The organism is Rhodospirillum rubrum ATCC 11170 (assembly GCF_000013085.1).
Lineage (GTDB): Bacteria > Pseudomonadota > Alphaproteobacteria > Rhodospirillales > Rhodospirillaceae > Rhodospirillum > Rhodospirillum rubrum.
Genome location: NC_007643.1, coordinates 926,381 through 952,941, shown reverse-complemented (window position 1 = coordinate 952,941; position 26,561 = coordinate 926,381). Strand labels below are relative to the sequence as shown.

24 protein-coding genes are annotated in these 26,561 nt (G+C 65.2%); 9 read left to right on the top strand and 15 right to left on the bottom strand.

The genetic code is table 11. From position 1 onward, the window contains the following. Positions 1 to 2: 2 nt before the first annotated feature. The 7 genes from RRU_RS04175 to RRU_RS20130 all read left to right on the top strand — a co-directional run bounded on the left by RRU_RS04175 (position 3) and on the right by RRU_RS20130 (position 7,835). On the top strand, positions 3 to 1,238 hold the full coding sequence (locus RRU_RS04175; RefSeq protein ID WP_011388555.1) for an MFS transporter: 1,236 nt from the start codon (positions 3 to 5) through the stop codon (positions 1,236 to 1,238). Positions 1,239 to 1,629: 391 nt separating this feature from the next. Beyond that, the gene (locus tag RRU_RS04170; protein ID WP_011388554.1) at positions 1,630 to 2,625 is read left to right on the top strand and encodes a radical SAM protein; all 996 of its coding nucleotides are present in this window, start codon (positions 1,630 to 1,632) and stop codon (positions 2,623 to 2,625) included. Positions 2,626 to 2,664: 39 nt separating this feature from the next. Continuing rightward, positions 2,665 to 3,540 (top strand): nitrogenase iron protein, encoded by an 876-nt coding sequence (nifH, locus tag RRU_RS04165; RefSeq protein WP_011388553.1) that lies wholly within the window; start codon positions 2,665 to 2,667, stop codon positions 3,538 to 3,540. 12 nt (positions 3,541 to 3,552) lie between these two features. Next, entirely contained in the window at positions 3,553 to 5,088 is a 1,536-nt protein-coding gene (locus RRU_RS04160) for a nitrogenase component 1 (RefSeq protein ID WP_011388552.1), read from the top strand. Between the two features lie 8 nt (positions 5,089 to 5,096). Further along, the gene (locus tag RRU_RS04155) at positions 5,097 to 6,497 is read left to right on the top strand and encodes a nitrogenase component 1 (protein WP_011388551.1); all 1,401 of its coding nucleotides are present in this window, start codon (positions 5,097 to 5,099) and stop codon (positions 6,495 to 6,497) included. 219 nt (positions 6,498 to 6,716) lie between these two features. Further along, positions 6,717 to 7,583: a serine O-acetyltransferase gene (gene cysE / locus RRU_RS04150; RefSeq protein ID WP_011388550.1), complete on the top strand. Its 867-nt coding sequence runs from the start codon at positions 6,717 to 6,719 to the stop codon at positions 7,581 to 7,583. Between the two features lie 120 nt (positions 7,584 to 7,703). Further along, on the top strand, positions 7,704 to 7,835 hold the full coding sequence (locus tag RRU_RS20130; RefSeq protein ID WP_014626024.1) for a hypothetical protein: 132 nt from the start codon (positions 7,704 to 7,706) through the stop codon (positions 7,833 to 7,835). A 57-nt stretch (positions 7,836 to 7,892) separates the two neighbouring features. Here the strand turns inward: RRU_RS20130 and RRU_RS04145 are convergent, their stop codons facing one another. From RRU_RS04145 to RRU_RS04130, 4 genes are read right to left on the bottom strand one after another with little or no spacing between them, the layout of a single operon-like run. Then, the gene (locus RRU_RS04145; protein ID WP_011388549.1) at positions 7,893 to 8,681 is read right to left on the bottom strand and encodes a MetQ/NlpA family ABC transporter substrate-binding protein; all 789 of its coding nucleotides are present in this window, start codon (positions 8,679 to 8,681) and stop codon (positions 7,893 to 7,895) included. Positions 8,682 to 8,728: 47 nt separating this feature from the next. Beyond that, entirely contained in the window at positions 8,729 to 10,105 is a 1,377-nt protein-coding gene (locus tag RRU_RS04140; protein ID WP_011388548.1) for a phenylacetate--CoA ligase, read from the bottom strand. Positions 10,106 to 10,131: 26 nt separating this feature from the next. Then, positions 10,132 to 10,809, bottom strand: a complete 678-nt coding sequence (locus RRU_RS04135) for a methionine ABC transporter permease (protein WP_011388547.1) — start codon at positions 10,807 to 10,809, stop codon at positions 10,132 to 10,134. Further along, entirely contained in the window at positions 10,778 to 11,833 is a 1,056-nt protein-coding gene (locus tag RRU_RS04130; protein WP_011388546.1) for a methionine ABC transporter ATP-binding protein, read from the bottom strand. Before RRU_RS04130 ends, RRU_RS04135 begins: the two co-directional genes overlap by 32 nt. Before the next feature lie 149 nt (positions 11,834 to 11,982). Between RRU_RS04130 and RRU_RS04125 the strand changes: the two genes are divergently transcribed. After that, positions 11,983 to 13,347, top strand: coding sequence for a pyridoxal-phosphate dependent enzyme (locus tag RRU_RS04125; protein WP_011388545.1), 1,365 nt, complete (start codon positions 11,983 to 11,985; stop codon positions 13,345 to 13,347). Further along, positions 13,344 to 14,516, top strand: coding sequence for a trans-sulfuration enzyme family protein (locus RRU_RS04120; protein WP_011388544.1), 1,173 nt, complete (start codon positions 13,344 to 13,346; stop codon positions 14,514 to 14,516). The genes RRU_RS04125 and RRU_RS04120 overlap by 4 nt, the downstream gene beginning before the upstream one ends. A 176-nt stretch (positions 14,517 to 14,692) precedes the next feature. Here the strand turns inward: RRU_RS04120 and gcvA are convergent, their stop codons facing one another. The 11 genes from gcvA to RRU_RS04065 all read right to left on the bottom strand — a co-directional run bounded on the left by gcvA (position 14,693) and on the right by RRU_RS04065 (position 26,447). Continuing rightward, positions 14,693 to 15,628 carry a transcriptional regulator GcvA gene (gene gcvA / locus RRU_RS04115; RefSeq protein WP_011388543.1) on the bottom strand — a complete coding sequence of 312 codons (936 nt, stop codon included), beginning with the start codon at positions 15,626 to 15,628 and terminating at the stop codon, positions 14,693 to 14,695. 334 nt (positions 15,629 to 15,962) lie between these two features. Next, positions 15,963 to 17,282 carry an O-acetylhomoserine aminocarboxypropyltransferase/cysteine synthase family protein gene (locus RRU_RS04110; protein WP_014626023.1) on the bottom strand — a complete coding sequence of 440 codons (1,320 nt, stop codon included), beginning with the start codon at positions 17,280 to 17,282 and terminating at the stop codon, positions 15,963 to 15,965. A gap of 207 nt (positions 17,283 to 17,489) precedes the next feature. Next, positions 17,490 to 18,047: an RES family NAD+ phosphorylase gene (locus RRU_RS04105; RefSeq protein ID WP_011388541.1), complete on the bottom strand. Its 558-nt coding sequence runs from the start codon at positions 18,045 to 18,047 to the stop codon at positions 17,490 to 17,492. Positions 18,048 to 18,054: 7 nt separating this feature from the next. Then, a complete protein-coding gene (locus RRU_RS04100; protein WP_011388540.1) occupies positions 18,055 to 18,393 on the bottom strand; it encodes an antitoxin Xre/MbcA/ParS toxin-binding domain-containing protein in 339 nt (112 codons plus the stop codon). 137 nt (positions 18,394 to 18,530) lie between these two features. After that, the gene (locus RRU_RS04095) at positions 18,531 to 19,634 is read right to left on the bottom strand and encodes an amino acid ABC transporter permease (RefSeq protein WP_011388539.1); all 1,104 of its coding nucleotides are present in this window, start codon (positions 19,632 to 19,634) and stop codon (positions 18,531 to 18,533) included. After that, entirely contained in the window at positions 19,631 to 20,734 is a 1,104-nt protein-coding gene (locus RRU_RS04090) for an amino acid ABC transporter permease (RefSeq protein ID WP_201216599.1), read from the bottom strand. The genes RRU_RS04095 and RRU_RS04090 overlap by 4 nt, the downstream gene beginning before the upstream one ends. Before the next feature lie 63 nt (positions 20,735 to 20,797). Beyond that, positions 20,798 to 21,850 carry an amino acid ABC transporter substrate-binding protein gene (locus RRU_RS04085; RefSeq protein WP_011388537.1) on the bottom strand — a complete coding sequence of 351 codons (1,053 nt, stop codon included), beginning with the start codon at positions 21,848 to 21,850 and terminating at the stop codon, positions 20,798 to 20,800. 145 nt (positions 21,851 to 21,995) lie between these two features. Next, positions 21,996 to 22,802 (bottom strand): MetQ/NlpA family ABC transporter substrate-binding protein, encoded by an 807-nt coding sequence (locus tag RRU_RS04080; RefSeq protein ID WP_011388536.1) that lies wholly within the window; start codon positions 22,800 to 22,802, stop codon positions 21,996 to 21,998. Next, positions 22,799 to 24,247, bottom strand: a complete 1,449-nt coding sequence (locus tag RRU_RS04075) for an FAD-binding oxidoreductase (protein ID WP_011388535.1) — start codon at positions 24,245 to 24,247, stop codon at positions 22,799 to 22,801. The genes RRU_RS04080 and RRU_RS04075 overlap by 4 nt, the downstream gene beginning before the upstream one ends. Continuing rightward, positions 24,244 to 25,419 (bottom strand): aminotransferase, encoded by a 1,176-nt coding sequence (locus RRU_RS04070; RefSeq protein ID WP_011388534.1) that lies wholly within the window; start codon positions 25,417 to 25,419, stop codon positions 24,244 to 24,246. The genes RRU_RS04075 and RRU_RS04070 overlap by 4 nt, the downstream gene beginning before the upstream one ends. Then, positions 25,416 to 26,447, bottom strand: a complete 1,032-nt coding sequence (locus RRU_RS04065; RefSeq protein WP_011388533.1) for an isopenicillin N synthase family dioxygenase — start codon at positions 26,445 to 26,447, stop codon at positions 25,416 to 25,418. The genes RRU_RS04070 and RRU_RS04065 overlap by 4 nt, the downstream gene beginning before the upstream one ends. Positions 26,448 to 26,561: the final 114 nt, after the last annotated feature.

The following is a 26,561-nucleotide window of genomic DNA, read 5'->3' as shown; positions in this document are numbered from 1 at the left end:
CCATGACCTCTCTTTCCCATACCGAGCCCGTGAACAAACCGCTGCTCTGGGTCCTTGGGCTTGGCACCTTCGCCATCGGCACCGATGCCTTCATCGTCGCCGGCGTTCTACGCGAGATCGCCGACGACTTCGCGGTGTCGGGAGCCGCGGCGGGGCAGTTGATCACCCTTTTCGCCGTCTCCTACGCCGTGTTCGCCCCCGTCAGCGCCTGGCTTCTCGGCGGATGGGGGCGGCGACGATCGCTGCTTTTCGCCCTCGGCGTCTTCGCGCTCGGCAATATCGTCTCGGCGGCGGCGCCCTCTTTCGCCCTCCTCGCCCTCAGCCGGATCATCGCCGCCTTCGGCGCGGCCAGCTACACCCCCCAGGCGGTGGCCGTCGCCGCGCAGCTTGTGCCGCCCGAGCGCAAGGGCTGGGCGTTGTCCATCGTGTATGGCGGCATGACGGTGGCGACGGCGCTGGGCATTCCCTTTGGCACCCTGATCGGCCAGACCCTGGGTTGGCGGGCGACGTTCATCGGCGTCGTCGGCCTTGGCCTGCTGACCCTGGCCGGTCTGGCCGTGCTGCTGCCCGCCCTGGCCGCGCCGGGCATCCATACCTTGCGCGAGCGCTTCGCCGCCGTTTCCCGCCCCGCCGTTCTCGCGCCCCTTGGCATCACCTTCCTGGCGGTGCTGTCGGAACATACGGTCTACAGCTACATCAGCCTGATCCTGGCCGACACCCTGTGGGACGGCCTGCCGGTTCTTCCCATCGCCCTGGTGTTTTTCGGGATCGGCGCGGTGGCCGGCAACGCCGCGTCGGGATATGGCAGCGATCGGTTTGGCACCCGCAGCGTGCTGATCTTCGCCATCAGCGCGCAGACGGCGGCCCTTCTTGGCGTCAGCCTCGTTCAGCCGTCGCCGCTGCTGTCGTGCCTTGTCTTGCTGGTCTGGGGGATGGCCGGTTGGATGTATTTGGTGCCGATCCAGCACCGGCTGCTCGGGCTGTCCAAAACCTATGGCAGCTTCACGGTGTCGCTCAACAGCTCGGTGCTCTACCTGGGCATCGGCGGCGGCGGCGCCCTGGGCGGGCTGTTCATCACGCTTTTTGGCCCGGCCAGTCTCGGCTTCCTTGGCTTCGCCCTCGGCCTCCTCGCCCTGGCGCTCGCCCTCACCGCCTATGAGGCGGGCGATCGCGACCAGCCCCCCTCGCCGCCCCTGGCCAATGAGCCAGTCCCCCTGTCGCCGGCAAAGGATCGATGATGAGCCCTCCTCGCCCCTTTCAGGCGCAGGCGGCGATATCGGTGGCTTCGATGGGATCAACCATGGATCGGTCCTTTGCGAAGCGCGGCGTTCGGGTCGTCGCCCAGCCGGCGCGCCCCCCGCCCCGGGGATTTTTCCTTTTTTCCAAAGCGCCCCTCCCTTAACCCACGCTAAATAACCCCTGAAGAAATAGTAATTTGATTCACGCTCGGTTTCGCGAAAAGATCGTTCGGTAACATATTCAACAAAGCAAAGCTGTTAGCAGAAGATCTTTTTTGTCTTCTGACAAAACAGGATGCTTTCCGGGTCTGGCCCAGGCCAGACTATCACGGACACACCCTCACAAGACCGTGAGTCCGCTTTTTCTGTTTCCGCCAAGGAGACGGCTTTCATGACGGTTCCTGCTTATCCTTCCCGCCAGCCTGCGGCCGGCGGAGTTTCATCTTGCGGTGGCGCGGGGGGCGGCTGCGGGGACAGGACGGCGTGCGACGGCGGCGACGGCGGTCGCGCCACCGCCCCGGTGGTCGCCCTGCGCGGTCGCCATCCCTGCTTCGACCCCGCCCCCCAGGCCCATGCCCGGGCCGGGCGGCTGCATCTGCCGGTCAGCCCGGCCTGCAATATCACCTGCCAGTTCTGCGCCCGGGATTTCAACGCCTCCGACCGCCGCCCCGGCGTGGCGCGCCGGCTTCTCAAGCCCGAGCAAGCCCTTGACGTGGTGCGCCGGGCGCTGCGGCTCTGCCCGGAAATCTCGGTCGTCGGCATCGCCGGCCCCGGTGACACTTTGGCGACCAATCACGCCATCGACACCTTCGCCCTGATCCATGCGGACTTTCCGACGCTGATCAACTGCCTGTCGACCAATGGCCTGCGCCTGCCCGATCGCGCCAAGGAGCTGGCCGCCGTTGGTGTTCAGACCCTGACCGTCACCGTCAATGCCGTCGCCCCGGAGATCCAGGCGGTGATTTCGCCGGTGATCGCCGATCGCGGCAAGCGGCTGGAGGGTATCGAGGCGGCCCGCGTGCTGATCGCCAACCAGCTTGAGGGCATCGCCAAGGCGGTGGCTCTCGGCATGGTGGTCAAGGTCAATTGCGTGCTGATCCCCGGGGTCAACGACGATCACATCGGCGCCGTCGCCCAAAAAGTGGCGGCCGCCGGCGCCTCGTTGTTCAACATCATCGCCTTGATCCCCACCCATAACCTCGCCCATCTCCCCGCCCCCAGCCCGGCCCTGCTGGCCCGGGCCCAGCGCGAGGCCGGACGCCACATCAGCGTCTTTACCCATTGTCAGCGCTGCCGCGCCGATGCCGCCGGCGTGCCCGGCGTCAGCGATATCGCCGACCTGCTTTACGACCGGCGTCTTGACGCCACGACCTTTTCCCACGGCTAGCCCCCCTTTGGGCGAGCCCGTGTCAGGACGGAGAGAACCATGGCCAAAAGTCCCAAACAAATCGCCATCTATGGCAAAGGTGGCATCGGCAAATCGACCACCACCTCGAATATCAGCGCCGCCCTGGCCGAGGCCGGCTACAAGGTGATGCAGTTCGGCTGCGACCCCAAAAGCGATTCGACCAATACCCTGCGCGGCGGCGATTACATCCCCTCGGTGCTCGACCTGCTGCGCGAGAACGCCCGCGTCGATGCCCATGAGGCGATCTTCCAGGGCTTTGGCGGCATCTATTGCGTTGAAGCCGGTGGTCCGGCGCCAGGCGTCGGCTGCGCCGGTCGCGGCATCATCACCGCCGTCGAACTGCTCAAGCAGCAGAACGTCTTCGAAGAGCTCGATCTTGATTACGTGATCTTCGACGTGCTGGGCGACGTGGTCTGCGGCGGCTTCGCCGTGCCGATCCGTGAAGGCATCGCCGAACATGTCTTCACCGTGTCGTCGTCGGATTTCATGGCGATCTATGCCGCGAACAATCTGTTCAAGGGCATTCAGAAGTACTCCAACGCCGGGGGCGCCCTGCTTGGCGGGGTGATCGCCAATTCGATCAACACCGATTTCCACCGGGACATCATCGACGATTTCGTCGCCCGCACCCAGACCCAGGTCGTCCAATACGTGCCGCGCTCGCTGACCGTCACCCAGGCCGAACTGCAGGGCCGCACGACGATCGAGGCGGCGCCCGAGTCCGCCCAGGCCGAGATCTATCGGACCCTGGCGCGCAGCATCGCCGACCATACGGACTCGAAGGTGCCGACCCCGCTTAACGCCCAAGAGCTGCGCGACTGGTCGGCATCCTGGGCCAACCAATTGATCGAGATCGAACGGGCGAGCCAGCCGATTCCCGCCCTGGCCTCATAACGGAGCGGCTCCATGCCCATCAATCTCAAGACATCGGTGGTCGAGAGCCGCGAACAGCGGCTGGGCACCATCATCGCCTGGGACGGCAAGGCCTCTGACCTGTCCAAGGAATCGGCCTATGCGCGCAGCGAGGGCTGCGGCAGCGCCTGCGGCGCCAAGGCCCGCCGGGTCTGCGAGATGCGCAGCCCGTTCAGCCAGGGCTCGGTCTGTAGCGAACAGATGGTCGAATGCCAAGCCGGCAACGTGCGCGGCGCCGTGCTGGTCCAGCATTCGCCGATCGGCTGCGGCGCCGGTCAGGTGATCTATAATTCGATCTTCCGCAATGGTCTGGCGATCCGCGGCCTGCCGGTGGAGAACCTCCATCTGATCAGCACCAACCTGCGCGAACGCGACATGGTCTATGGCGGGCTCGACAAGCTCGAACGCACCATCCGCGACGCCTGGGAGCGCCATCACCCCCAGGCCATTTTCATCGCCACCTCCTGCCCGACGGCGATCATTGGCGACGACATCGAAAGCGTCGCTTCGCAGCTTGAAGCCGAGTTCGGCATACCGGTCATACCGCTGCACTGCGAGGGCTTCAAATCCAAGCATTGGAGCACCGGCTTCGACGCCACCCAGCACGGCATCTTGCGCCAGATCGTCCGCAAAAATCCCGAGCGCAAGCAGGAAGACCTGGTCAACGTCATCAATCTGTGGGGATCGGATGTCTTTGGCCCGATGCTCGGCGAATTGGGTTTGCGGGTGAACTACGTCGTCGATCTCGCCACCGTCGAGGATCTGGCCCAGATGTCGGAGGCGGCGGCAACCGTCGGCTTCTGCTACACGCTGTCGACCTATATGGCCGCCGCCCTGGAACAGGAATTCGGCGTTCCCGAGGTCAAGGCGCCCATGCCCTATGGCTTCGCCGGCACCGACGCCTGGCTGCGCGAGATCGCCCGCGTCACCCACCGCGAGGAGCAGGCCGAGGCCTATATCGCCCGCGAGCACGCCCGGGTGAAGCCACAGCTTGAGGCCCTGCGCGAGAAGCTCAAGGGCATCAAGGGCTTCGTCTCCACCGGCTCGGCCTATGCCCATGGCATGATCCAGGTGCTGCGCGAACTGGGCGTCACCGTCGACGGCTCGTTGGTCTTCCACCACGATCCGGTCTACGACAGCCAGGATCCGCGTCAGGATTCCCTTGCCCATCTGGTCGACAACTATGGCGACGTCGGCCATTTCAGCGTCGGCAATCGCCAGCAGTTCCAGTTCTACGGCCTGCTTCAGCGGGTGAAGCCCGATTTCATCATCATCCGCCACAACGGGTTGGCGCCGCTGGCCTCGCGCCTGGGCATCCCGGCCATTCCGCTGGGCGATGAACATATCGCCGTGGGCTATCAGGGCATCTTGAACCTGGGTGAATCCATCCTCGATGTGCTGGCCCACCGCAAGTTCCACGAAGACATCGCCGCCCATGTCCGCCTGCCCTATCGCCAGGACTGGCTGGCCCGCGATCCCTTCGATCTGGCCCGGCAAAGCGCCGGCCAGCCGCGCCGTCCCGCAGAGTGAGCCCCGTCATGCCCGATGCAGAGTCCCGTTCCCAGGTCACGGCGAAGGCCGCGCCACCACCCGCCCCCAAGACCAATTCGATCGAACAGGTGCGCTATATCTGTTCGATCGGCGCCATGCACAGCGCCTCGGCTATCCCACGGGTGATCCCGATCACCCATTGCGGCCCGGGCTGCGCCGACAAGCAGTTCATGAACGTCGCCTTCTATAATGGCTTCCAGGGCGGCGGCTATGGCGGCGGAGCGGTGGTGCCGAGCACCAACGCCACCGAGCGCGAGGTGGTCTTCGGCGGCGCCGAGCGCCTGGACGAATTGATCGGCGCCTCGCTGCAGGTGCTTGACGCCGACCTGTTCGTGGTGCTGACCGGCTGTATTCCCGATCTGGTCGGCGATGACATCGGCTCGGTGGTCGGCCCCTATCAGAAGCGCGGCGTGCCGATCGTCTATGCCGAGACTGGCGGCTTTCGCGGCAATAACTTCACCGGCCACGAACTGGTGACCAAGGCGATCATCGACCAGTTCGTTGGCGATTACGATGCGGAGCGCGACGGGGCCCGCGAGCCCCATACGGTCAATGTCTGGTCACTGCTGCCCTACCACAACACCTTCTGGCGCGGTGATTTGACCGAGATCAAGCGGCTGCTCGAAGGCATCGGCCTTAAGGTCAATATCCTGTTCGGCCCGCAATCGGCCGGGGTGGCGGAATGGAAGGCCATCCCGCGCGCCGGCTTTAATCTGGTGCTCTCGCCCTGGCTGGGGCTGGACACGGCGCGCCATTTGGACCGCAAATACGGCCAGCCGACCCTGCATCGACCGATCATCCCGATCGGCGCCAAGGAAACCGGCGCCTTCCTGCGCGAGGTGGCGGCTTTCGCCGGCCTCGACAGCGCGGTGGTCGAGGCCTTCATCACCGCCGAAGAAGCCGTTTATTACCGCTATCTGGAGGACTTCACCGATTTCTACGCGGAGTACTGGTGGGGTCTGCCGGCCAAATTCGCCGTCATCGGCGACAGCGCCTATAATCTGGCCTTGACCAAATTCCTGGTAAACCAGTTGGGCCTGATACCGGGGCTGCAGATCATCACCGACAATCCGCCCGAGGAGGTGCGCGAGGATATCCGCGCCCATTACCACGCGATCGCCGATGACGTGGCCACCGATGTCTCTTTTGAAGAAGACAGCTACACCATCCACCAAAAGATCCGCGCCACCGATTTCGGCCACAAGGCGCCGATCCTGTTTGGCACCACCTGGGAACGCGACCTTGCCAAGGAATTGAAGGGGGCGATCGTCGAGGTCGGCTTCCCGGCATCCTATGAAGTCGTGCTGTCGCGCAGCTATCTTGGCTACCGGGGCGCCCTGACTTTGCTGGAAAAAATCTACACAACCACCGTCAGCGCAAGCGCTTGAAATCCAAATATTTTGTGGGGAATGGCGGCATCCGGGCGGAAGGCCGCCATTTTCAATACCCTTAAGGATAGCTAAATCGACGATTTAGATGTTCTGAATTGATTGACCACCCCATCGGCCAGACAGTCGGCAAGCGCACTGGAGGGGTGTTCCCCAGCGCCCTTTCTCCACCGCCGGATTTCCCCCTAGCCATACCGTCGCCTCAAGGAGGGACAGAGGATGCGCTCAACCCTTGGACGACTGACCGTCATCGCCGGCACGGGGGGCGATGGGGTGCCACCGAGTGAAGGCTTTCTCGACGCCCTGTGGCTGCGCCTGCGCCAGGAAGCGCGCGAGGCCTATGCCCATGCCCCGATGCTGGCGCCGCTGTTCGTCGAGTCCATCCTCAATCAGCCAACCCTGGAGGCCGCCGCCTTTCACCGCATCGCTGCCCGCCTGAAAAACGATTTGGTCGGCCTGGGCATCATCATCGATGCCTTCAACCGCGCGGTCGAGGCCATGCCCGAGATTGCCCAGGACCTGCGCACCGATATCGCCGCCGTTGTCGAACGTGATCCGGCCTGCGCGCGCTTCATCGAGCCCTTCTTGTATTTCAAGGGCTTCCACGCCATCCAGACCCACCGTTTGGCCCATTGGCTGTGGCATCACGACGAACGCGACTTCGCCCTTTATCTGCAAAGCCGCTCGTCGGATGTTTTTCAAACCGACATCCACCCCGCCGCCCGCTTCGGCCGCGGCATTTTCCTTGATCACGCCACCGGCCTTGTCGTCGGTGAAACGGCGGTGGTCGAAAACGACGTCTGCCTGTTGCAGAACGTGACGCTGGGCGGCACCGGCAAGGACAGCGGCGACCGTCACCCCAAGGTTCGCCAGGGGGCGATGATCGGCGCCGGGGCCAAGATCCTCGGCAATATCGAAATCGGCGCCAGCGCCCGGGTCGCCGCCGGATCGGTGGTGCTGCGCTCGGTCGAAGCCGGAACCACCGTGGCCGGCGTCCCCGCCAAGCTCATCACCCGCGCCGCCGCGCCAACCGAAGACCAGATCCTCAACGACCTGCTTTATGAGTCGTTCGCCTATACCATCTGAAAGCCGGCGCGGCCGCTCCGGCTGAGGAGCCGCACACTAACCCTTATCGTCTATTGACATTGTAGCCTGATAGAGTACCGTCGGACCCAGGTGCCTGAAACAGACAGGGAGGGTCCTTTCATGCGCGCGGAACCCTTGGCCGCCTTCGCCTTCTGGGCGTTGTTGCTGGTCTTGCTGATACCCCTGATGCATCGCGGCGACGACGGATTGGGGCCCTGGCGGGCCCAGGCCGGCGCCCAGCTTTCCCGGTAAATCAAAGGGCCCGGACGCCACCCCGTCCGGGCCCTTTTCCTTTTGGCCGAAGTCGCCTCACCACGTCGGAATGATCGTGCCGTCGAAGCGCTTGAGGATGAAGTCCTTCACCTCGGGGCTGCGGTAAAGGGCGATGTATTTCAAGATCCTGGGATCGTCCTTATGGGCGCTTTGGGCGACGAACCACAGCCCCCAGGGCGTATCGGCGCCTTCCAGAACCAGGGCTTGCTTAGGGCTGAGGCCACCGGCCACCGCGTAATTCAACGTCACCGCCGCCAGATCGACATCATCAAGCGAACGCGGCAATTGGGCGGCGTCGATTTCCTTGATCTTCAGGTGCTTGGGATTGGCGATCACCTCGGCCGGAGTCGCGGTGATGCCGGCCTTGGGATCGATGGTGAGCAACCCGGCCTGCTGGAGCAGCAACAGGGCGCGCGAGCCATTGGCCGGATCATTGGGGATGGCCACCTGGGCGCCGTCCTTCAGATCAGCCACCGATTTCAAACCCTTGGAATAAAGCCCAAGCGGCACGACGATGCTTTTCTCGATCGGCACCAGATCATAGCCCCGCGTCTTGATCTGATTGTCGAGATAGGGCTTGTGCTGGAAATTGTTGAAATCGATATCACCCTGGGCCAGCGCCGCGTTGGGCAAGGTGTAATCGGCGAATTCAACCACCTTGACTGGCCCGCCGCCCTGCTTCTGATAGAGATCGGCGACGTATTCAAGGATCTCGGCATAAGGCCCGGTGGAAACGCCCACCTTCAACGGTTCGGCGGCCAGGGCGGCCGATCCCCCCGCGGCAAGGGCGAGCGCCACCAGGGCGCCCCTGAAAAACGGCTTCATGGCTTTTTCTCCAAAGGTTTTTTAGGGAGAAACGGGAATGGCCGGGCTCAGGCCGTCCACACCCCGGTACGGCGGTCGTCGATGCGCTTGGCCTTATGGGTGGCGCGCGGCAGGCTGTCGGGGGCGAGAACGACCACCCGCGCCCCCACCCCGGTCACCGCCTTGATCTGGCCGCGCAGCCGCGCCGCCAGAGCTTCGGGCGGGGTATTGAGGCCGGCCCGATGTTCGACTTCGACGCTCAAGGCATCGAGGTGGTCGACGCGCTCGACCACCAGACGGTATTCGCCGGTGAAGTCATGGTCCTTGCGAACGATGGCCTCGATATCGCTGGGGAAGATGTTGACGCCACGAATGATCAGCATGTCATCGACCCGGCCGTGGACGCCGAGCAACCGCTTCGAGGTCCGACCGCAGGCGCAGGGTTCACTGGTGAACGACACGATATCGCCCACACGGAAGCGGATCAGCGGCCGCGCCCGCTTGCGCAGGGTGGTCAGCACCAGTTCGCCGCGCTCGCCCTCGGCCACCGGCTCGCCGGTCAGCGGATCGAGCACCTCGACCAGGATATGATCCTCGGCCCAATGCAGGCCCTGGCGCTCCTCGCACATGCCCGCGCAGGCGCCGAAGATGTCGGACAGCCCGTAATAGTCGTAAACCCGCGCCCCCCATAGCGCCTCGATGCGGGCGCGGGTCTCGGGGATCGAGCCGCCGGGCTCGCCGGCGACGAAGATCCGCCGCACCGCCAGATCGCGTCGGGGATCGATCCCCTCCTTCGCGGCGGTTTCGCCCAGGTACCAGGCATAGGACGGCGTCGTCCACATCGCCGTCGCCTGGAACTGGCGGAGGATGGCGAGCAGCCGATCCGAGGGCACGGTTCCGGCGTGGATCGACAGCGCCCCCAGCTTCTGGGCGCCAAGCACGCAGGGGCCGCCGACGAACAGCGAGAAGTTCAAGGAATGGGCGTAGCGATCGCTCGGACGCAGGCCCGAAGCCCAGAACAAGCGGGCCTCGAAATCGATCCAGTCGTCGAAATCCCCGGCGGTGAAGGGCGAAAGCGTCGGCACGCCGGTCGACCCCGAAGAGGCCGAGACATAGACCACCTCGTCTTCGGGAACGGCGGCCAGATCGCCGAGCAACGGCACCGCTTGCTGGCGGGCGCGCAACACGCCCTTGTCAAGCAACGGGAAGCGCCGCAGGTCATCAAGGCTGCGCACATCATCGGGATGGACGCGGGCGGCATCGAAGCGCGCCCGATAATAGGGGGCGTTGCCATAGGCATAGCGCAGGTGGGCCTGGAGAAGACGCAGGCTTTGGGCATCCCATTCGGCCCGCGAGCGGGTTTCGATCTCGGGAGCCCAATAGCGGCGCTCGGAGGCCAGGGACGGCGCCTTCGGCGCGAGGACGGGGGCGTGGGCTGTGGACATGGCGGGGCTCCCGAAAATGGGGGGGTCTAAAGACGCGGACCTTGGCGGACCACCCGCTTGTTGAGGCGAGTGGCCAAGCGGTCGCCGGCGGCCTGAACGACCGTGACCAGGGCGATCAGCACCACGACCACGGCGACCATCACCTCGGCCTGGAAGCGCTGATAGCCATAGCGGATGCCCAGATCGCCCAGGCCGCCGCCGCCAACCGCCCCGGCCATCGCCGAATAGCCGATCAGGCTGACCACGGTGATCGTCAACCCGGCGGTGATCCCGGGCATGGCCTCGGGCAACATCACCTTGGTGATGATCTGGCCGGGCGAGGCCCCCATCGCCTGGGCGGCTTCGACCAGACCGGTATCGACCTCGCGCAGCGAGGCTTCCACCAAACGGGCGACGAAGGGCACGGCGGCGATGACCAGCGGCACTGTGGCCGCCGCCGTGCCGATCGAGGTGCCAACGATCAGCCGGGTCAGCGGGATGATCGCCACCATCAAGATGATGAAGGGGGTCGAGCGGGTGGCGTTGACGATGGCGCCGGCGACCTTGTTAAACAGCGGCCGTTCCAGGATCTGCCCCTTGCCGGTAACCAGCAGCAAAACCCCCAAGGGCACGCCGAACACCGTGGCCAGCAGGCTTGAGGCCCCGACCATGATCAGCGTCTCGGACAGTGACTCAAGCAGTGACTGGATCAGGTGTGGCGACATGGCCAAGAACCTCCACGCTCAGGTTTTTCTGGGAGAGATACGCGAGGGCGGCGTGCCGGGCCGACTCGGTGCCGGCGGCTTCGACCACCAGCGTGCCGTAGGGCAGGCCTTGGATGTAGTCGATGTGGCCATAGAGGATGTTGAAGCTGAGGCCGAAGCGCCGCACCATCTCCGACACCACAGGGTCGTTGGCCGAGGGCCCGGTGAAGGTGATCCGCCAGATCACCGGCCCGCCCTCCAACCGGGTGGTGGCCAGACGCGGCACCAGCACCTCGGGCAGATCCCGGTTCAGCACCTCGTGGACGAAGGCCCGGGTCACGGCGTGCTGGGGATCGGTGAAGACATCGAACACCCGCCCCTGTTCGACCACCCGTCCGTGGTCGAGCACCGCCACCCGGTCGGCGATATCCTTGATCACATGCATCTCGTGGGTGATCAGCACGATGGTCAGGCCAAGGCGGCGGTTGATGTCCTTGAGCAGGGCGAGGATCGATTTGGTGGTTTCGGGATCAAGCGCCGAGGTCGCCTCGTCGCAGAGCAGGACCGAGGGCTTGGAGGCCAAAGCCCGGGCGATCCCCACCCGTTGCTTCTGACCCCCCGACAGTTCGGCCGGATAGGCCTCGCCCTTGTCGGTCAACCCGACCAGATCAAGCAGTTCGGCGACCCTTCGCCGGATCACCGGCCCGGGTAGGCCGACCAGTTCCAGCGGCAAGGCGATGTTGTCGGCCGCCGTGCGCGACGACAGCACATTGAAATGCTGGAAGATCATGCCGATGTCGCGCCGGGCCTGACGCAGGGACCGCTCGTCAAAGCTGGTCAATTCGCGTCCGCCCACCCACACCCGGCCGCCGGTTGGCCGTTCGAGCAGATTGAGACAGCGCACCAAGGTGCTTTTGCCCGCCCCCGAACGGCCGATGACGCCGAACACCTCGCTTTTGGCGATCTCAAGATCGATGCCGCGCAGAACCTCGATCGCGCCAAAGGGGCCGGAAAACGCCTTGGTCAAAGCTTCGGTAACGATCACGGGCGGTCCTCCTGCAAGCCGGAACAGACAACCGAAAGGGGCGTTGGACCACCGTCCATCCCTCAAGGCGCGGATTTAAGACTATTGAGCCTTGACGGCCGCGGTCAAGGGGCATTACCTTTTAGTTGATAGATTTTATGGAGTTATAAATGACAGCCCCCGTCGATCTCCTCGCCCAGATCGGTCACACGCCGATCGTCCGCCTCGATCACCTCGATACCGGGCCCTGTTCGCTGTTTGTGAAGCTTGAAAGCCAGAACCCCTCGGGTTCGATCAAAGACCGCATCGCCGTGTCGATGATCGATGCCGCCGAACGCGATGGCCGGTTGAAGCCCAAGGGCAGGATCGTCGAGGCGACGGCGGGCAACACCGGCCTTGCCCTGGCCCTGGTGGCGGCGCGCCGCGGCTACCATTTGACCCTGGTCATCCCCGATAAGATGAGCCGGGAAAAGATCGCCCATGTGCGGGCGATGGGGGCCGAGGTGGTGCTGACGCGCTCGGATATCGGCAAGGGCCATCCGGCCTATTACCAGGATCTGGCCCAGCGCATCGCCGACGAGACCGGGGCCTTCTTCACCGATCAGTTCAACAATCCCGACAATCCGATCGCCCATGAAACCGGCACCGGCCCCGAGATCTGGGAGCAGATGGACGGCCGGGTCGACGCCGTGGTCGCCGGCGTCGGATCGGGCGGCACCCTGACCGGGTTGTCGCGGTTTTTCGCCCGTGTCTCGCCGCAGACCGATATCGTTCTGGCCGATCCCAAGGGCTCGATCCTGGCCGATTACGTGACATCGGGGCGGATCGGCGCGGCGGGATCCTGGCTGGTCGAAGGCATCGGCGAGGATTTCGTGCCGCCGGTCTCGGATCTGTCGCGGGTGACCCACGCCTATACCATTCCCGACGGCGAAAGCTTCGCCACGGCGCGCGGCGTGCTGCGCCAGGAAGGGCTGCTGATCGGCTCGTCCTCGGGCACCTTGCTGGCCGCGGCCTTGCGCTATTGCCGCGAACAGACCAGCCCGAAGCGGGTGGTCAGCTTCGTCTGCGACAGTGGCAATAAATACCTATCAAAGATGTATAATGATTTCTGGATGGCCGATCAGGGTCTGTCCAACCGTCCGCGCTTTGGCGATCTGCGCGACTTGATCGCGCGGCGCCAGGACGAGGGCGCGGTGGTCTCCGTCGCCCCCGGCGATACCCTGGCCATCGCCTATCAGCGCATGAAGCTTTACGACGTTTCCCAATTGCCCGTTCTCGACGGGACCCGCTGCGTCGGGTTGATCGACGAATCGGACGTTTTGCTCAGCCTGCGCGAGCGCGGCGGGCTGTTCGACGTCGCCGTCAGCGCGGCGATGTCGACCGATTTGGAAACCGTTGGTCCCGACGCCGACGCCGACCACCTTGTCGGGCTGTTCGATCGCGGACGCGTCGCCATCGTTGTCGATGACAGCGGTTTCCTCGGGCTGATCACCCGCATCGATTTCCTGAACCATCTAAGGGGCAAAGCCGCATGAGCGCGTCCATCATCACCACCACCAAGGGCTTCGCCACCTGGGCCGTCCACGCCGGCCATGGCGCCGATGCGACCACCGGCGCGGTCATGACGCCGATCTACGCCACCTCAACCTTCGCCCAATCCTCGCCGGGCAAGCATACGGGGTGGGAATACGCTCGCTCGGGCAATCCGACCCGCGCCGCCTTTGAACGCGCCGTCGCCGAATTGGAAGGCGGCACCAACGGCTATGCCTTCGCCTCCGGCCTCGCCGCCGAGGCGACCATTCTCGATCTGCTCGACCACGGCGCCCATATCATCGCCGGCGACGACCTGTACGGCGGATCCTGGCGATTGTTTGAAAAGGTGCGGGCGCGCTCGGCCGGCTTGACGGTCAGCTATGTCGATCCCAGCGACCTTGGCGCCGTGGCCCAGGCGATCACCCCGCAGACCAAGCTGATCTGGATCGAAACGCCAAGCAATCCGCTGCTCAAGATCGCCGACCTCGCGGCTTTGGCCGCCTTGGCCAAGGAGCATGGCCTGCGCACGGTGGTCGATTCGACCTTCGCCACGCCGTGGATCCAGCGCCCCCTTGATCTTGGCATCGATATCGTCGTCCATTCGGCGACCAAATACCTGAACGGTCATTCCGACGTGATCGCCGGGGTGGTGGTGGTCAAGGATCCCGATCTCGCCAGCCAGTTGGGCTTCCTGCAAAACGCCACCGGCGCCGTGCTCGATCCCTTCGCCGCCTTCCTGGCCCTGCGCGGCCTGAAGACCCTGGCCCTGCGCATGGACCGCCATTCGGCCAATGGCTTGGCCGTCGCCCATGCCCTGGAAGGCCGGGCCAAGGTTCGCCGCGTGCTTTATCCCGGCCTCGCCAGCCACCCCCAGCACGCACTGGCCCGCCAGCAGATGCGCGCCTTCGGCGGCATGCTCACCCTGGATCTCGAGAGCGATCTGGCCGGAACCGTGCGCTTCCTGGAAGCCTTGAAACTGTTCACCCTGGCCGAAAGCCTGGGCGGCGTGGAAAGCCTAGCCGGCCATCCGGTGACCATGAGCCACGGATCGATCCCGGTCGAACGCCGGACGGCCCTTGGCATCACCGACACCCTGGTCCGCCTGTCGGTCGGCATCGAAGACGCCGGCGATCTGATCGCCGATCTCGATCAGGCGCTGGCCGTCGTCTGAGCCTCCCCGACCAAGACAAAAGCCCCCCGGGACCGATCCTCCCGGGGGGCTTTTCGTTAGGGCAAATCCCGAGCGATCTGAGCCAGAGTGCGACGACGATTTGCTCCCCTATCAAGATCCTAGACCGGCGTGCCTGAACCAGATTTCAAGGACGCCGGTCTAGGCCTCGGCGCGGATCATTCGGCGGCTTCGCCGAGCAGCCAGTCGCGGAACAGCCGGACCTCGGGGCGCACCAGGGCCTGGGGGGTGGAGACCACCCAATAGGCGAAGCGCAGCGCGTGGTTTTCGGCGAAAGGTCGGGCGAGGCGGCCGCTTTCCAGATCGGCGCGCGCCAGGAACCCCTTGGCCAGGGCGACGCCCAGGCCCTGGGCCGCGGCTTCGAGGACCATCGACGACTGGTTGAAGCGCGGGCCATTGGCCGCCGGCAGATCGGCAAATCCCGCCGCCGTCAGCCACATCGTCCAATCCGGGCAGACATCGCGTTCGGCCGGATTGTCGTCATGGATCAGCACATGGTGGCGCAGATCGACGACCTTGCGGATCGGCTGGGCGCCGCTTAACAGCGCCGGGGCGCAGACGGGAAAGACTTCCTCCTCGCGCAGCAGTTCCACAGTCAGACCGGGATAGCGCCCGGCGCCGAAGCGCACCGCCAGATCGACCGGCTCGCGGGCGAAATCCATCAGCTCCATGCCGGCCATGACATGAACGTCGATCCCTTCATTGGCGCGGATGAACAGACCCAGGCGCGGCACCAGCCATTTCTCGGCAAAGGACGGCGTGACCGCCACCCGCACCACCGGCCGGGCATCGGCGGCCGGCCGCATCTCGGTGATCGCCTGCACCAGCCGATCGAAAGCCTCGCTCAAGCCCGGCTGCAAAGCGCGCCCGGCATCGGTCAACGCCAGCGACCGGCCATGGCGGCGCAGCAGGGCGGTTCCCAGCGTATCTTCAAGCTGGCGGATCTGCTGGCTGACCGCCGCCGGCGTCACCGATAATTCGTCGGCGGCATTGGTCACGCTCAGGTGACGGGCGACCGCCTCGAAGGTGCGCAAGGCGGTCAGTGGCGGCAGACGGCGCCGGATGGTCGGCAGAGTATCGTCGCGCGGCATCATTCGTCTCCCCTCGGCCCAGGATGAAGGCCTTTCGCTCTCCCTTAAAAATAACAATATCTACAGATTTAGTATACAAAAACCCTTGCGGGTATCCCCCCTCTATAATCGCTCTTGGCCATCGCCCCAAAAAAAGGCTGCCCGATCCGACATGGGGTCCGGATCGGGCAGTGAGTTTACGGAGGCGGATATGGGAAAACCGTCGGGGTTTTTAAGGCCCCATTCCGTGACAATTAGATCAAACTTTATGAATTCGTGCCAAAAGAGCGGCGAACCGGCCGGCGCCGGGGAAAGCAAGGGCCGCCCGCCCCCGCTCCCCCCCGAACGCCGCGCGAGCTCAGGCCTTGTCGAGGGCCTGGGACAGGTCTTCGATGATGTCGGCGGGATGTTCGATGCCGATCGACAGCCGCACATAGCCCGGGGTGACCCCGGTCAGCAGTTGATCCTCCTCGGACAACTGGGAATGGGTGGTGGTCGCCGGGTGGATGGCCAGCGAGCGGGCATCGCCGATATTGGCGACGTGGTAGAACAGGCGCAGGCTTTCGATGAAGGCCCGCCCGGCCTCGGCCCCGCCATGGAGTTCAAAGCCGACCAAACCGCCGTAGCCGCCGGTCAGATAGGCGTCGGCCCGACGGCGAAGCTCGCCGGTCTGCAGGCCGGGATAGATGACCCGGGCGATCTTGGGATGATCCTTGAGGAAGGTCGCCACCTTCAGGGCGTTCTCGTTGTGCTGGCGGATGCGCAGCGGCAGGGTTTCCAGACCCTGGATCAACTGAAAGACCGCCAGCGGCGAGATCGCCGCGCCCACGTCGCGCAGCAGCTTGACCCGGGCGCGGATGATATAGGCCACCGGCCCCAGCGGCTTGGTCGCCTCGGTCCATACCGCGCCGTGATAGCTTTCATCGGGCTCGGTCAGGGTCGGGAAGCGGTCGGGGAAATCCTCCCAGGGGAAGGTGCCGCTATCGATGATGACGCCGCCGATGGTGGTGCCATGGCCGCCGATGTATTTGGTCGTCGAATAAACAACCACCGCCGCGCCATGGTCGAAGGGCCGGGCGATCAGCGGCGCGGCCGTGTTATCAACGATCAGCGGCACGCCCAGCGAGCGGCCGATATCGGCGACCTCGCGGATCGGGAAGACATTGAGCTTGGGGTTGGGCAGGGTCTCGGCGTAATAGGCCCGGGTGCGCTCGTCGGTCGCCTTGCGGAAATTCTCGGGATCGGTCGGATCGACGAAGCGGACCTCGATGCCGAACTGCTTGAAGGTGCTGGCAAACAGCGCCCAGGTGCCGCCGTAGAGATCGGTCGAGGAGACGATGTTGTCGCCGGCCTGGGCGAGGTTGAGCACGGCGAAGGTCGAAGCCGCCTGCCCCGAGGAAACCGCCAGGGCCGCCACCCCGCCTTCGATGGCGGCGATGCGCTGTTCAAAGGCGTCGGTGGTCGGATTGGTCAGCCGGCTATAGATATTGCCCAATTCCTGCAAGGCGAAAAGCCGCGCCGCCTGCCCGGTGTTTTCGAACTGATAGGACGTGGTTTGATAGATCGGCACGGCCACCGACCCGGTGGTCGGATCAGCCCGATAGGTGCCCCCGTGCAACGCCAGGGTTTCGGGATTCTTGAGGCCGGTCAAAGGCCGGATAGTGGACTGAGCGGTCATGTCGATCATCCGTCGCTATGGGGAATCGGAACGCCCGATTGCTTGACCCAACAATTAACACGAGACGGCTGATGATAAGATCAAATACTACAGTTAGAATTTGTGTTTATTCTTAACCCTGGCGCAAGAAACTCTAAACCAGCCAATCCGCGGCGGACGACGCGACTCCCGATAGGGCGTGGGGCGATCAACACCCCCATGCAAACCCTATTCTCGGCGTTTTTCCCGACGCGCCGATCGCCAGCTTTCCCAGTCCACCGGTTCGGACTCGAGAACGGCAAGAGCCTCGGGAGCGACGCGATCCATGAACAGAATCAAGTTTTGGCAGCCCCATCTCGCGCTCGGGGCCAAGATGGCGTCGAAGCCAAGGAAGAAGGCCGCATCGGCGATATCCTGGCTGCGCTCATAGCGCAACGCGCCATAGTGCTCGGGGGGAATCCCCAAAGTCGCCACCATGGACAAATCCGCCAAATTCAGGGTTCTCCGGGTTTTCACCGAGAGACGATGTAAGACGGAGTGAAGCTTTGAAGGAAAAACAGGCTGGCGGCTTAAATGAAAATGAACCTCCGCCAAGGCCCCTTCGCGCTCCAGCGAGGTATAGAGCACATCAAAGGTGCCCGGGTCCCACCTCGCCTTGGAGGACGCCCCTTCAAGGACGCTGCGCCCGGCACGCGCGATACGCCAGACCTCCCCCTCGAACGCGACGCCGATGTGGGCCCCCACGGCGTCGAGAAGGTCAATGTCACGGGCGCGCCGATCGGCCATTACGAGGTCAGATGTAAGATCCGGCGTCGAGGCGCTCGATCACCGCGAGCACGTCTTCGGTGCGATCGCCGTTGATCAGATCGATCGCCCGCTCGCCGTTCAAAAGGGGATGGTGGGAATGTAACCACAACCGCGTTTCATCGGCCGTGTAGAAGTCCGACAATCGCTCGACGACATAGCGGAGATCGGCGATCACCGTCTGGGTTCGTATCGTGGGAGAGCCTTTGCCATGGGACCAACGCGAGACCGTCGCGGTCGAGACATCAACGATATTGGCGATGTCCCTGCCCTGAAGACCACCCCGTGAGCGAAGGTCATCAAGAATGCGAGAAACGGCGGTGCTCATTGCGATTCCCTTCCGGCCGACCCGCTCGATCCTGCGGTAGAACCCGATCTTCTGGCACTTGGGCCATTCTCTCCCGAAAGCAAGATTACCAGATCGTTTCACGGTGGATAATTCGTGAAACCAATGCCCGCCGCCGCTCAGTACCCTTGGCCCCTTGCCAGGTAGCGTTCCAGCCACAGGCTGTAGCGCGAGGCGGCGAAGCAGAGCGCGAAGTATAGCGTCGCCACCAGGCAGAAGCCCTCGGTATAAAAGCCCAGCCAATCGGGATCGGTGGCCGCCAGCTTCGAGGCGCTCAACAGGTCGTGGATGCCGATGACGGCGACCAGGGTGGTATCCTGAAGGATGCCGATCGCCAGGGTGACGATCGAGGGGATGACCAACCGCAGCGCCTGGGGCAGCACCACCAACCGCATGGTCAAGCCATAGCCCAGGCCAAGCGAGCGGGCGGCCTCGTATTGTCCGGGCGGGATGGCCTGGAGGCCGGCGCGGATGATCTCGGCGAGATAGCTGGCGGTGAACAGCAAGATCGCGCCCTGGGCGCGCAGCAGCTTGTCGATCGCCGTGCCAGCGGGCAGCATCAGGGGAACCAGCAAAATCGCCCCATACAACACGGTGATCAGCGGCACGCCGCGCACCCCTTCGATGACGCAGACCGCCATTAGGCGAAACAGCCGGAACCGCGAGCGCCGGGCCAGGGCCAGCACCACCGCCAGCGGAAAGGCCCCGCCCATCGCCACCGTGGTCAGCAGCAAGGTCAACGGCAGGCCGCCCCATTGATCGGTGCCGACCCGCAGACCGGAAAACACCCCGGCCATCACCAGCACGGCAAGCAGCGGCACCAGGATCCAGGCGACCAGCAGGTTTCGCCCCCACAGCCGGGGCAGGCCACTGGCCACCAGCAGCGCGCCGAGCAGCAGCGAGGCCAGGGCCGGCGCGCCCTGGGCCGCCGCCGGATAAAGCCCAAACAGGATGAACCGGGTCTTCTCGGCCAGGAAGGCCCAGCAGGCGCCCGAACGCGCGGCGCAGGCCTCGGCCGGTCCGCTCCACACCGCGTCGATCACCGCCCATCGCACCAAAGGCGGCACCACCCAGGCGAGGACGGCGAGAACCAGCAAGGTGAGCAACGTATTGCCAAGCGAGCCAAACAATCCCTCGCGCCAGCGCGCCCAGCCCGACAGGCTGGTATCGGGCGCCCGCCGGGGCGGCGCCGGGCTGTCCAGGGTATCGGCGATCAGGGTCATCGGCCCAGACTCAAACGATGGTTGTAGAAATTCAGCGCCGCCGAGACCGTCAGGCTGATGGTCAGATACACCGCCATCATCAGGGCGATCGCCTCGAACACATGACCGGTCTGATTGGCCGAGGTATTGACGACGCTGACCAGATCGGGAAAGCCGATGGCCACCGCCAGACTGGAATTCTTGGTCAGGCTGAGGTAGCTCGAGGTCATCAGGGGGATGACGACGCGCAGGGCCTGGGGCAGCACGACGAGGCGCAGCGTGCGCCCCCGCGTCAAGCCCAGCGACCGCGCCGCCTCCCACTGGCCTTCCGGCACCGCTTCGATGCCGCTGCGGACGATTTCGCAGATGACGGCGCTGGCGTTGATCACCAGCCCGACAAGAAGGGCCAGGAATTCCGGCGACAGGACCCAGCCGCCAGTGATGTTGAAGCCGCCAAGCCGGGGCGGCTCGACGGAGACCGCCCCCCCGAGGCACAGTGCCAGAACGCCGAGCAGCAAGACCGCCACCGCCCCCAGAAGGGCGGTTTTGGCCGCCCGCTCCATCGGGCCGTGGCGCCGCTCATGGACCAGGATCCGCACCACGCCGGCCAGCGCGCCGCCGCCCAGCAGCAGCAGGGAAAATACCGCCGCGCCGTCCATCGCCAGAGCCGGCATATAAAGGCCGCGATTGGTCAGGAACACGCCGGTCAGCGGTTCGAAGGCCTGACGCGGCCCGGGAAGGGCGTGGATGGTGGCGCTCCAGAAGAAAAGCTGAAGCAGCAGCGGCGTATTGCGGATGACCTCGACATAAAGCTGAACGGCGCGCGAGATCAGCAGATTGGCCGACAGCCGGCCGATGCCCAGGGCGACGCCCAGAAGGGTGGCCAGCAGGCAGCCGATGATCGACACCAGGGCGGTATTGAGGATCCCCACCCCCAGGGCCCGGGCATAGCTGTCACCCGAGGTATAGGCCACCAGGGATTCGCCGATCTCGAAATTCGCCGGGTGGTCGAGATAGCCAAAGCCGACCGTGATGCCAAGCCGCCCAAGGTTGTCGACCGTATTCGCCCCCAGGACCGAGAACAGGGCGAAGACGCCGAGCAACACCGCGAGTTGGGACAAGGGCCGCTCGCCCCACCAAGCGGCCAATATCCAGGTTATCTTGCGACCGAGGGCGCGCATGGATCAGCGGAACGGCGGCGAATACAGCAAGCCGCCTTGGGTCCAGGGCTGGTTATAGCCCCGTTCGAAGCCGAGCTTGCTGGCCTTGCCGACCGAGCGTTCGAACACCTCGCCGTAATTGCCCAGGGCCTTGATGATGTTATAGGCGAATTTGGCATCGAGGCCGGTGGCCTCGGCCAGACTGGGATCAACGCCCAGGAAGCGGCGGATGCTCGGATTATCGCTGCCAAGGAAGCTGTCGATAGTGGCCTGGGTGATGCCCAATTCCTCGGCCTCGATCAGGGCGTAGACCGTCCAGTTGACGATTTCCAGCCAGCGGTCATCGCCATAGCGGATGGCCGGAGCCAGCGGTTCCTTGGAGATGCGCTCGGGCAGCAGCACATAATCGGCGGCATTGGGCAGCAAGGTGCGGCGGATCGCCAGATCGGAGCTGTCCTGGGTCAGCACGTCGCAGCGTCCCGACGCAAAGGCCTTGAGGAACTCGTTGGACTCCTCGATCACCACCGGCTTGAACGAGATTTTATGCTGGCGGAAGAAGTCGGCGATGTTCAACTCGCCCGTCGTACCCGTCTGCACGCAGACGGTGGCGCCATCAAGCTCGCTGCCCTTGGTGATCCCCAGCTTCTTGGGCACCAGCAATCCCTGGCCGTCGTAGAAGACCACCGGGCCGAAATGGAAGCCCAGCTTGGTCGCCCGGGTGATGGTCTGGGTCACGCCCGACAGCAAGATATCGAATTCGCCCGATTGCAGGGCCGGCAGGCGTTGCTGGGGCGAGGAATTGACGAATTCGGCCTTCTCGGGATCATTGAACACCGTCACCGCCAGGGCGCGGCCGATATCGATGAAAAAGCCCTGCCAGCGACCGGCGCTGTCAGGCGCCGAAAAGCCCGGAGAATTTCCGCCGACGCCGATCTTGATGACCCCGCGCGCCTTGATGGCGTCCAGGGTCTCGCCAGCCTCGGCCGAGGAGGAAAATCCCAGCCCGCATAAGGCCAGGGCGGCGGCGAGACCGGCGGCTTGGGCCTTGAAAGCGATTTTTTTCAACTGCTTGACCATTGTTCACCTGTGTTTCCTGGGACGGGACGCGTGTTAGGAAACCGCGATACCGGGCTTAGGCCGGGACCGACGAAAAAAGATATTTACCCGATCGTACAACTAGAATTTTTGTCTAAAAAAAACCCGCCGAACCGCCGCTCCGCCCCTACCAGCCGGCAAGAATATTGCCGTGGAAGGTGGTGGCGACGAAGGCCTTGACCTCGGGGGAGAGAAACGACTGGCGCAGAACCTTGGCCCAGGGTTGATCGGCATCCTGGCGGCGAACGGCGATCAGGCAGAAGTATTGCGACAGATCGCCTTCGCGCAGCAGCGAATCCCGCAAAGGATCAAGGCCGGTGGCCAGGGCGTAATTGGTGTTGATGACGGCGAGATCGACATCGTCAAGCGAGCGCGGCACCTGGGTCGCTTCCAGCTCCAGAATCCGCAGGTTCTTGGGGTTGCTGTCGATATCGAAGACCGTCGAGGCGAAGCCCAGGCCGGGCTTGAGGGTCAGCAGGCCCCCGGCCTCCAGCAGCTTGAGCGCCCGGCCGCCATTGGTCGGATCATTGGGGATGGATACCTTGGCCTTTTGCGGCAGGTCGCCAAGGGCGGCGACGCGCTTGGAATAGGCCGCCATCGGCAGCAGCACGGTCTTGGCGATCGACACCAGATCATAGCCGCGATCCTTGATCTGGCCTTCAAGATAGGGACCATGCTGAAAAGCGTTGGCCTCCAGCTCCCCTTCATTGGTGGCGGCGTTGATCAAGGTGCCGTCGCTGAATTCGATCACCTTGACCTCAAGCCCCTGGGCGCGGGCCACCGGCACCACAGCCTCGGCGATCTGGGCATGGGGGCCGGGGGTGACGCCCAGGCGGATGGTTTGCGCTAGGCAAGGGCCAAGGCCAAGGACCAGCAGCGCCCCAGCCAAGGCCACGCGAAGGGCGGGTACTCGCACGATCTTCGCCATCCTCATGGAAAAACGCTCCTCGTCTCGCGGGGGGAATCGACGGCATCGGGAAAGATCTTGCCCGGATTGAGCAGGCCGTGGGGATCGAGCGTCGCCTTGAGGCCGCGCATCAGGGCGATCGCCGGGGCGCCATGCTCGGCTTCCAGGGTGTCGCGCTTGCCCAGGCCGATCCCATGCTCGCCGGTGGCGGTTCCATCCACCGCCAGGGCGCGCTCGACCATGCGCCGGGTCAGGCGTTGAACGGTCGTGGTCTCGTCGGGGCGTTCGGGATCAATCAGGAAGACGCAATGGAAATTACCGTCGCCGACATGGCCGAACAGGAAAGCCGGGATCGGGCAATCGGCCAGATCGGCCCGGGTGGCGGCGATGATCCCGGGCAGGGCGCTGATCGGCACGCAGACATCGGTCGGCCAGGACCGCGACCCCGGACGGTCGCGCCGGGCCCAGCCGAGGGCGAGGCGGCGCGCCTCCCAGAGTTTGGCGCTGTCCTCGGCGCTCGCCGCCCAGCGGAACAGGCTGGCGCCGCCCTCCTCGGCGATCTCGGCGACGCCGCGGGCGACATCGGCCGCCGCCGCGGCGCTGCCGTGAACCTCGATCAACAGGCTGGGCAGGACCGGCGTATCGATCTTGCCGTGGCGAACGAAAACCTCGACCACCGCCTGATCCAGGAACTCGACCCGGCCGATCGCCACCCCGGCCTGAAGCAGCGCGGTGACGGTGGCGACCGCCGCCTCGGGGGTGGGAAAGGCGGCGATGGCGGTCATCGCCGTCTCGGGGATCGGATGCAGGCGCAGCGTCACCTCGGTGATGATCCCCAAAGTGCCCTCGCTGCCCACGAACAGCCTCGTCAGGTCATAGCCGGCCGAGGATTTGCGGGCGCGGCCGCCGGTGCGCACCACCTGACCGTCGGCCAGCACCACCGTCAGCCCCAGAACGTTTTCGCGCATGGTGCCAAAGCGCACGGCGTTGGTGCCGCTGGCCCGGGTCGCCGCCATGCCGCCGAAACTGGCGTCGGCGCCGGGATCGATGGGAAAGAACAAGCCGGTGTCGCGCAACAGGGCGTTCAGGGTCTGGCGGCGAACCCCGGCCTGGACGGTGGCGTCCATATCCCCGGCATGGATGGCCAGAACCTGATCCATCCGCCCAAGATCGATCGAAACCCCACCGAAGGTCGCTTGCACCGCCCCTTCCAGGCCACTGCCGGCGCCAAAGGGCACCATGGGTAGGCGATGGGCGTGGCAAAGGCGGGCGATGGCGGCGACCTCGGCGGTGGTTTCGGGGAAGACCACCGCGTCGGGCAGGGCCGGGGCATGGTGGGATTCGTCGTGGGAATGGTGCTCACGCAAGGCCAAAGCCGTGCTCAGCCGCGCGCCAAGCAGCGTCGACAGCTCCGCCAGGGCCGCCGCCAGCCCGCTTGCCGGAGGCCGGGAGCGGGCGATGACCCCGCTCATGATGCCCGCCTCCAGCGCTGACCACCGCGCCAGGCGACCAGCCGGGCGATGCCGCCTTCCAGGGTCTCCAGGCGTTTGGCAAAGCAGAAGCGGACCAGCGGCCGCCGGCCGGCGGGGGTGAAAAAGCCGCTTAGTGGGATGGCGGTCACCCCGGCCTCTTCAACCAGCCGCCGGCAGAAGCCCACGTCGTCCTCGGCCCCATCGGTGCCGGCCAGCAGGAAATAGGTGCCCTGGCAGCCCAGAACCTCGAAGCCGGCCTCGGTCAGCCCGCGCGACAGAAGGTCGCGCCGGGTCCGCAAGGTGGCGCGCAGTCCATCGAAATAGCCGTCCGCCAGCCGCAGCCCATGGGCGACGGCGGTTTGCAGGAAGGGCGGCGTGGAAAAGGTGGTGACCTGATGGGCGCGCGCCACCGGCGCCAGCAAGGCCGCATCGCCGCTGACATAGCCGATCTTCCAGCCGGTGACCGAAAAGGTCTTGCCCGCCGATCCGATGCGCAGGCAGCGCGCGCGCACCCCCGGCCGGGTCATCAAAGGCAGAGGAGCGCGGTCCTCAAAGGTCAGATGCTCGTAAACCTCGTCGCAGATCGCCACCAGATCATGGGCGATCAGCAGTTCGGCGATGAAATCAAGCTCTGGGCCATCGAAGACCTTGCCGCAGGGGTTCATCGGCGTGTTGAGAACGATCGCCCGGGTGCGCGGGGTGATCGCCGCCGCCAGGGCGGCGCGCGGCAGGGTCCAATCGGGGGCGCTCAAAGCCACACCCACCGCCACCGCCCCGGCGCGGCGGATCTGGGCTTGATAGCAGTCGAAGGCCGGCTGCAAGACGATCACCTCGTCGCCGGCATTGAGCAGGCCGAGAAAACAGGCGGCCAGCGCCTCGGTCGCCCCCGAGGTCACCAAAACCTCGCGGGTCGGATCGGTCGCCAGCCCCCAGAAACGCTCGTTGGCCTCGGCCACCGCCTGACGCAGCGCCGGAACGCCCCAGGCCGAGGGGTATTGGTGGGGGCCATCGCGCAAGGCCCGCGCCGCCGCCTCGATCACCTCGGGCGGCTCCAGGGCCTCGGGAAAGCCCTGGCCGAGGTTGATCGCCCCGTGCTCGTGGGCCAGTTGCGACATCGTCTCGAAGACCGAAGCCCCGGCGGCGGCGAAAATGGCGTTGCCGGGGGGGATCATGACGGGCCATCCGGGCCAAGAAGATCGGCGTAATGGCGCCGCGCCACATCGGGGTGGGAGCGCAACCGGCCCTTCAGACGGTTCTCGCCGACATCAAGGAACAAAGGATTATCCGGGTCGCGCTCCGGTCCCGTCGCCAGGGCCGCCAGATCGGGCGGCAAATCAAGCAACGGCACCTTCGATCCCAGGCGGGCGCCAAGGAAAAAGGCGATCGACAACCGATCGCTGTCGGCGGGTGGCGAGACCACGCGATGGACGGTGGCCTTCAAATAGCCATTGGTCGCCAGTTCCAGAAGCTCGCCAATGTTGACGGCGAAGGTGCCGGGACGTGGCGGCACATCGACCCAATGCCCCTCGCGCTCGATCTGAAGACCGCCGCGATCGCGCTGAAGCACGAAGGTCAGCAGGCCGCTGTCCTTATGCGGCCCCACCCCCTGATCGCCCTCGCCCGCCGCCCGCCCGGGATAGCGGATGATCTTGAGCAACTGGTCGGGGCCGCCCTCGTAAAGATCGGCGAAGAAATCGGCGCGTTCGCCCAGAGCGAGGGCTATGCGTTCAAGCAAGGCCAGGGCGACAGCGGTCAGCTCGGCCTGAAGGCGCAAGACCGCCGCCCGCAAATCGGGCAGGGCCGCTGGCCACTGGTTGGGTCCCTGCAAACGGGCCCAGGCCGGGGTATCGGGCCCCTGGGGCAGCAGCGGCCGCTCCGAGCCGATATCAAGCTGTTCGCGCCAATCGGGGGCGCCGCGCGTCAGTTCCGCCCCCACCCGCGTATAGCCGTGGAAATGGGGCGAATTGACCATGTCGATGGCGCGCTTCTCGTCCTCGGGCAGGGCGAAGAAGCGCCGTGACAGAGCCTCGACCTGATCGATCACCGACGGATCAATGCCATGCCCCTCCAGATAGAAGGCTCCGGGATCGCGCGCCGCCTGGCGCAGGGTCGCCAGAAACTCGTCCCGGCGCGCCGCCTCGCCCTCGCCCGCCTTCAGGGAAAGCACCGGCGGTCCCTGTCGCGCTCCATCCCAACCCATGGTCACCTCCGCTCGCTTCGCGGCTCCACCCAAAGCGGTAAAACCCCGTATCCCTCCATAGCATCCGAGCGGCCGCCCTTAAAACGGCAAATCAAATGAAACGTGACTTCAGAT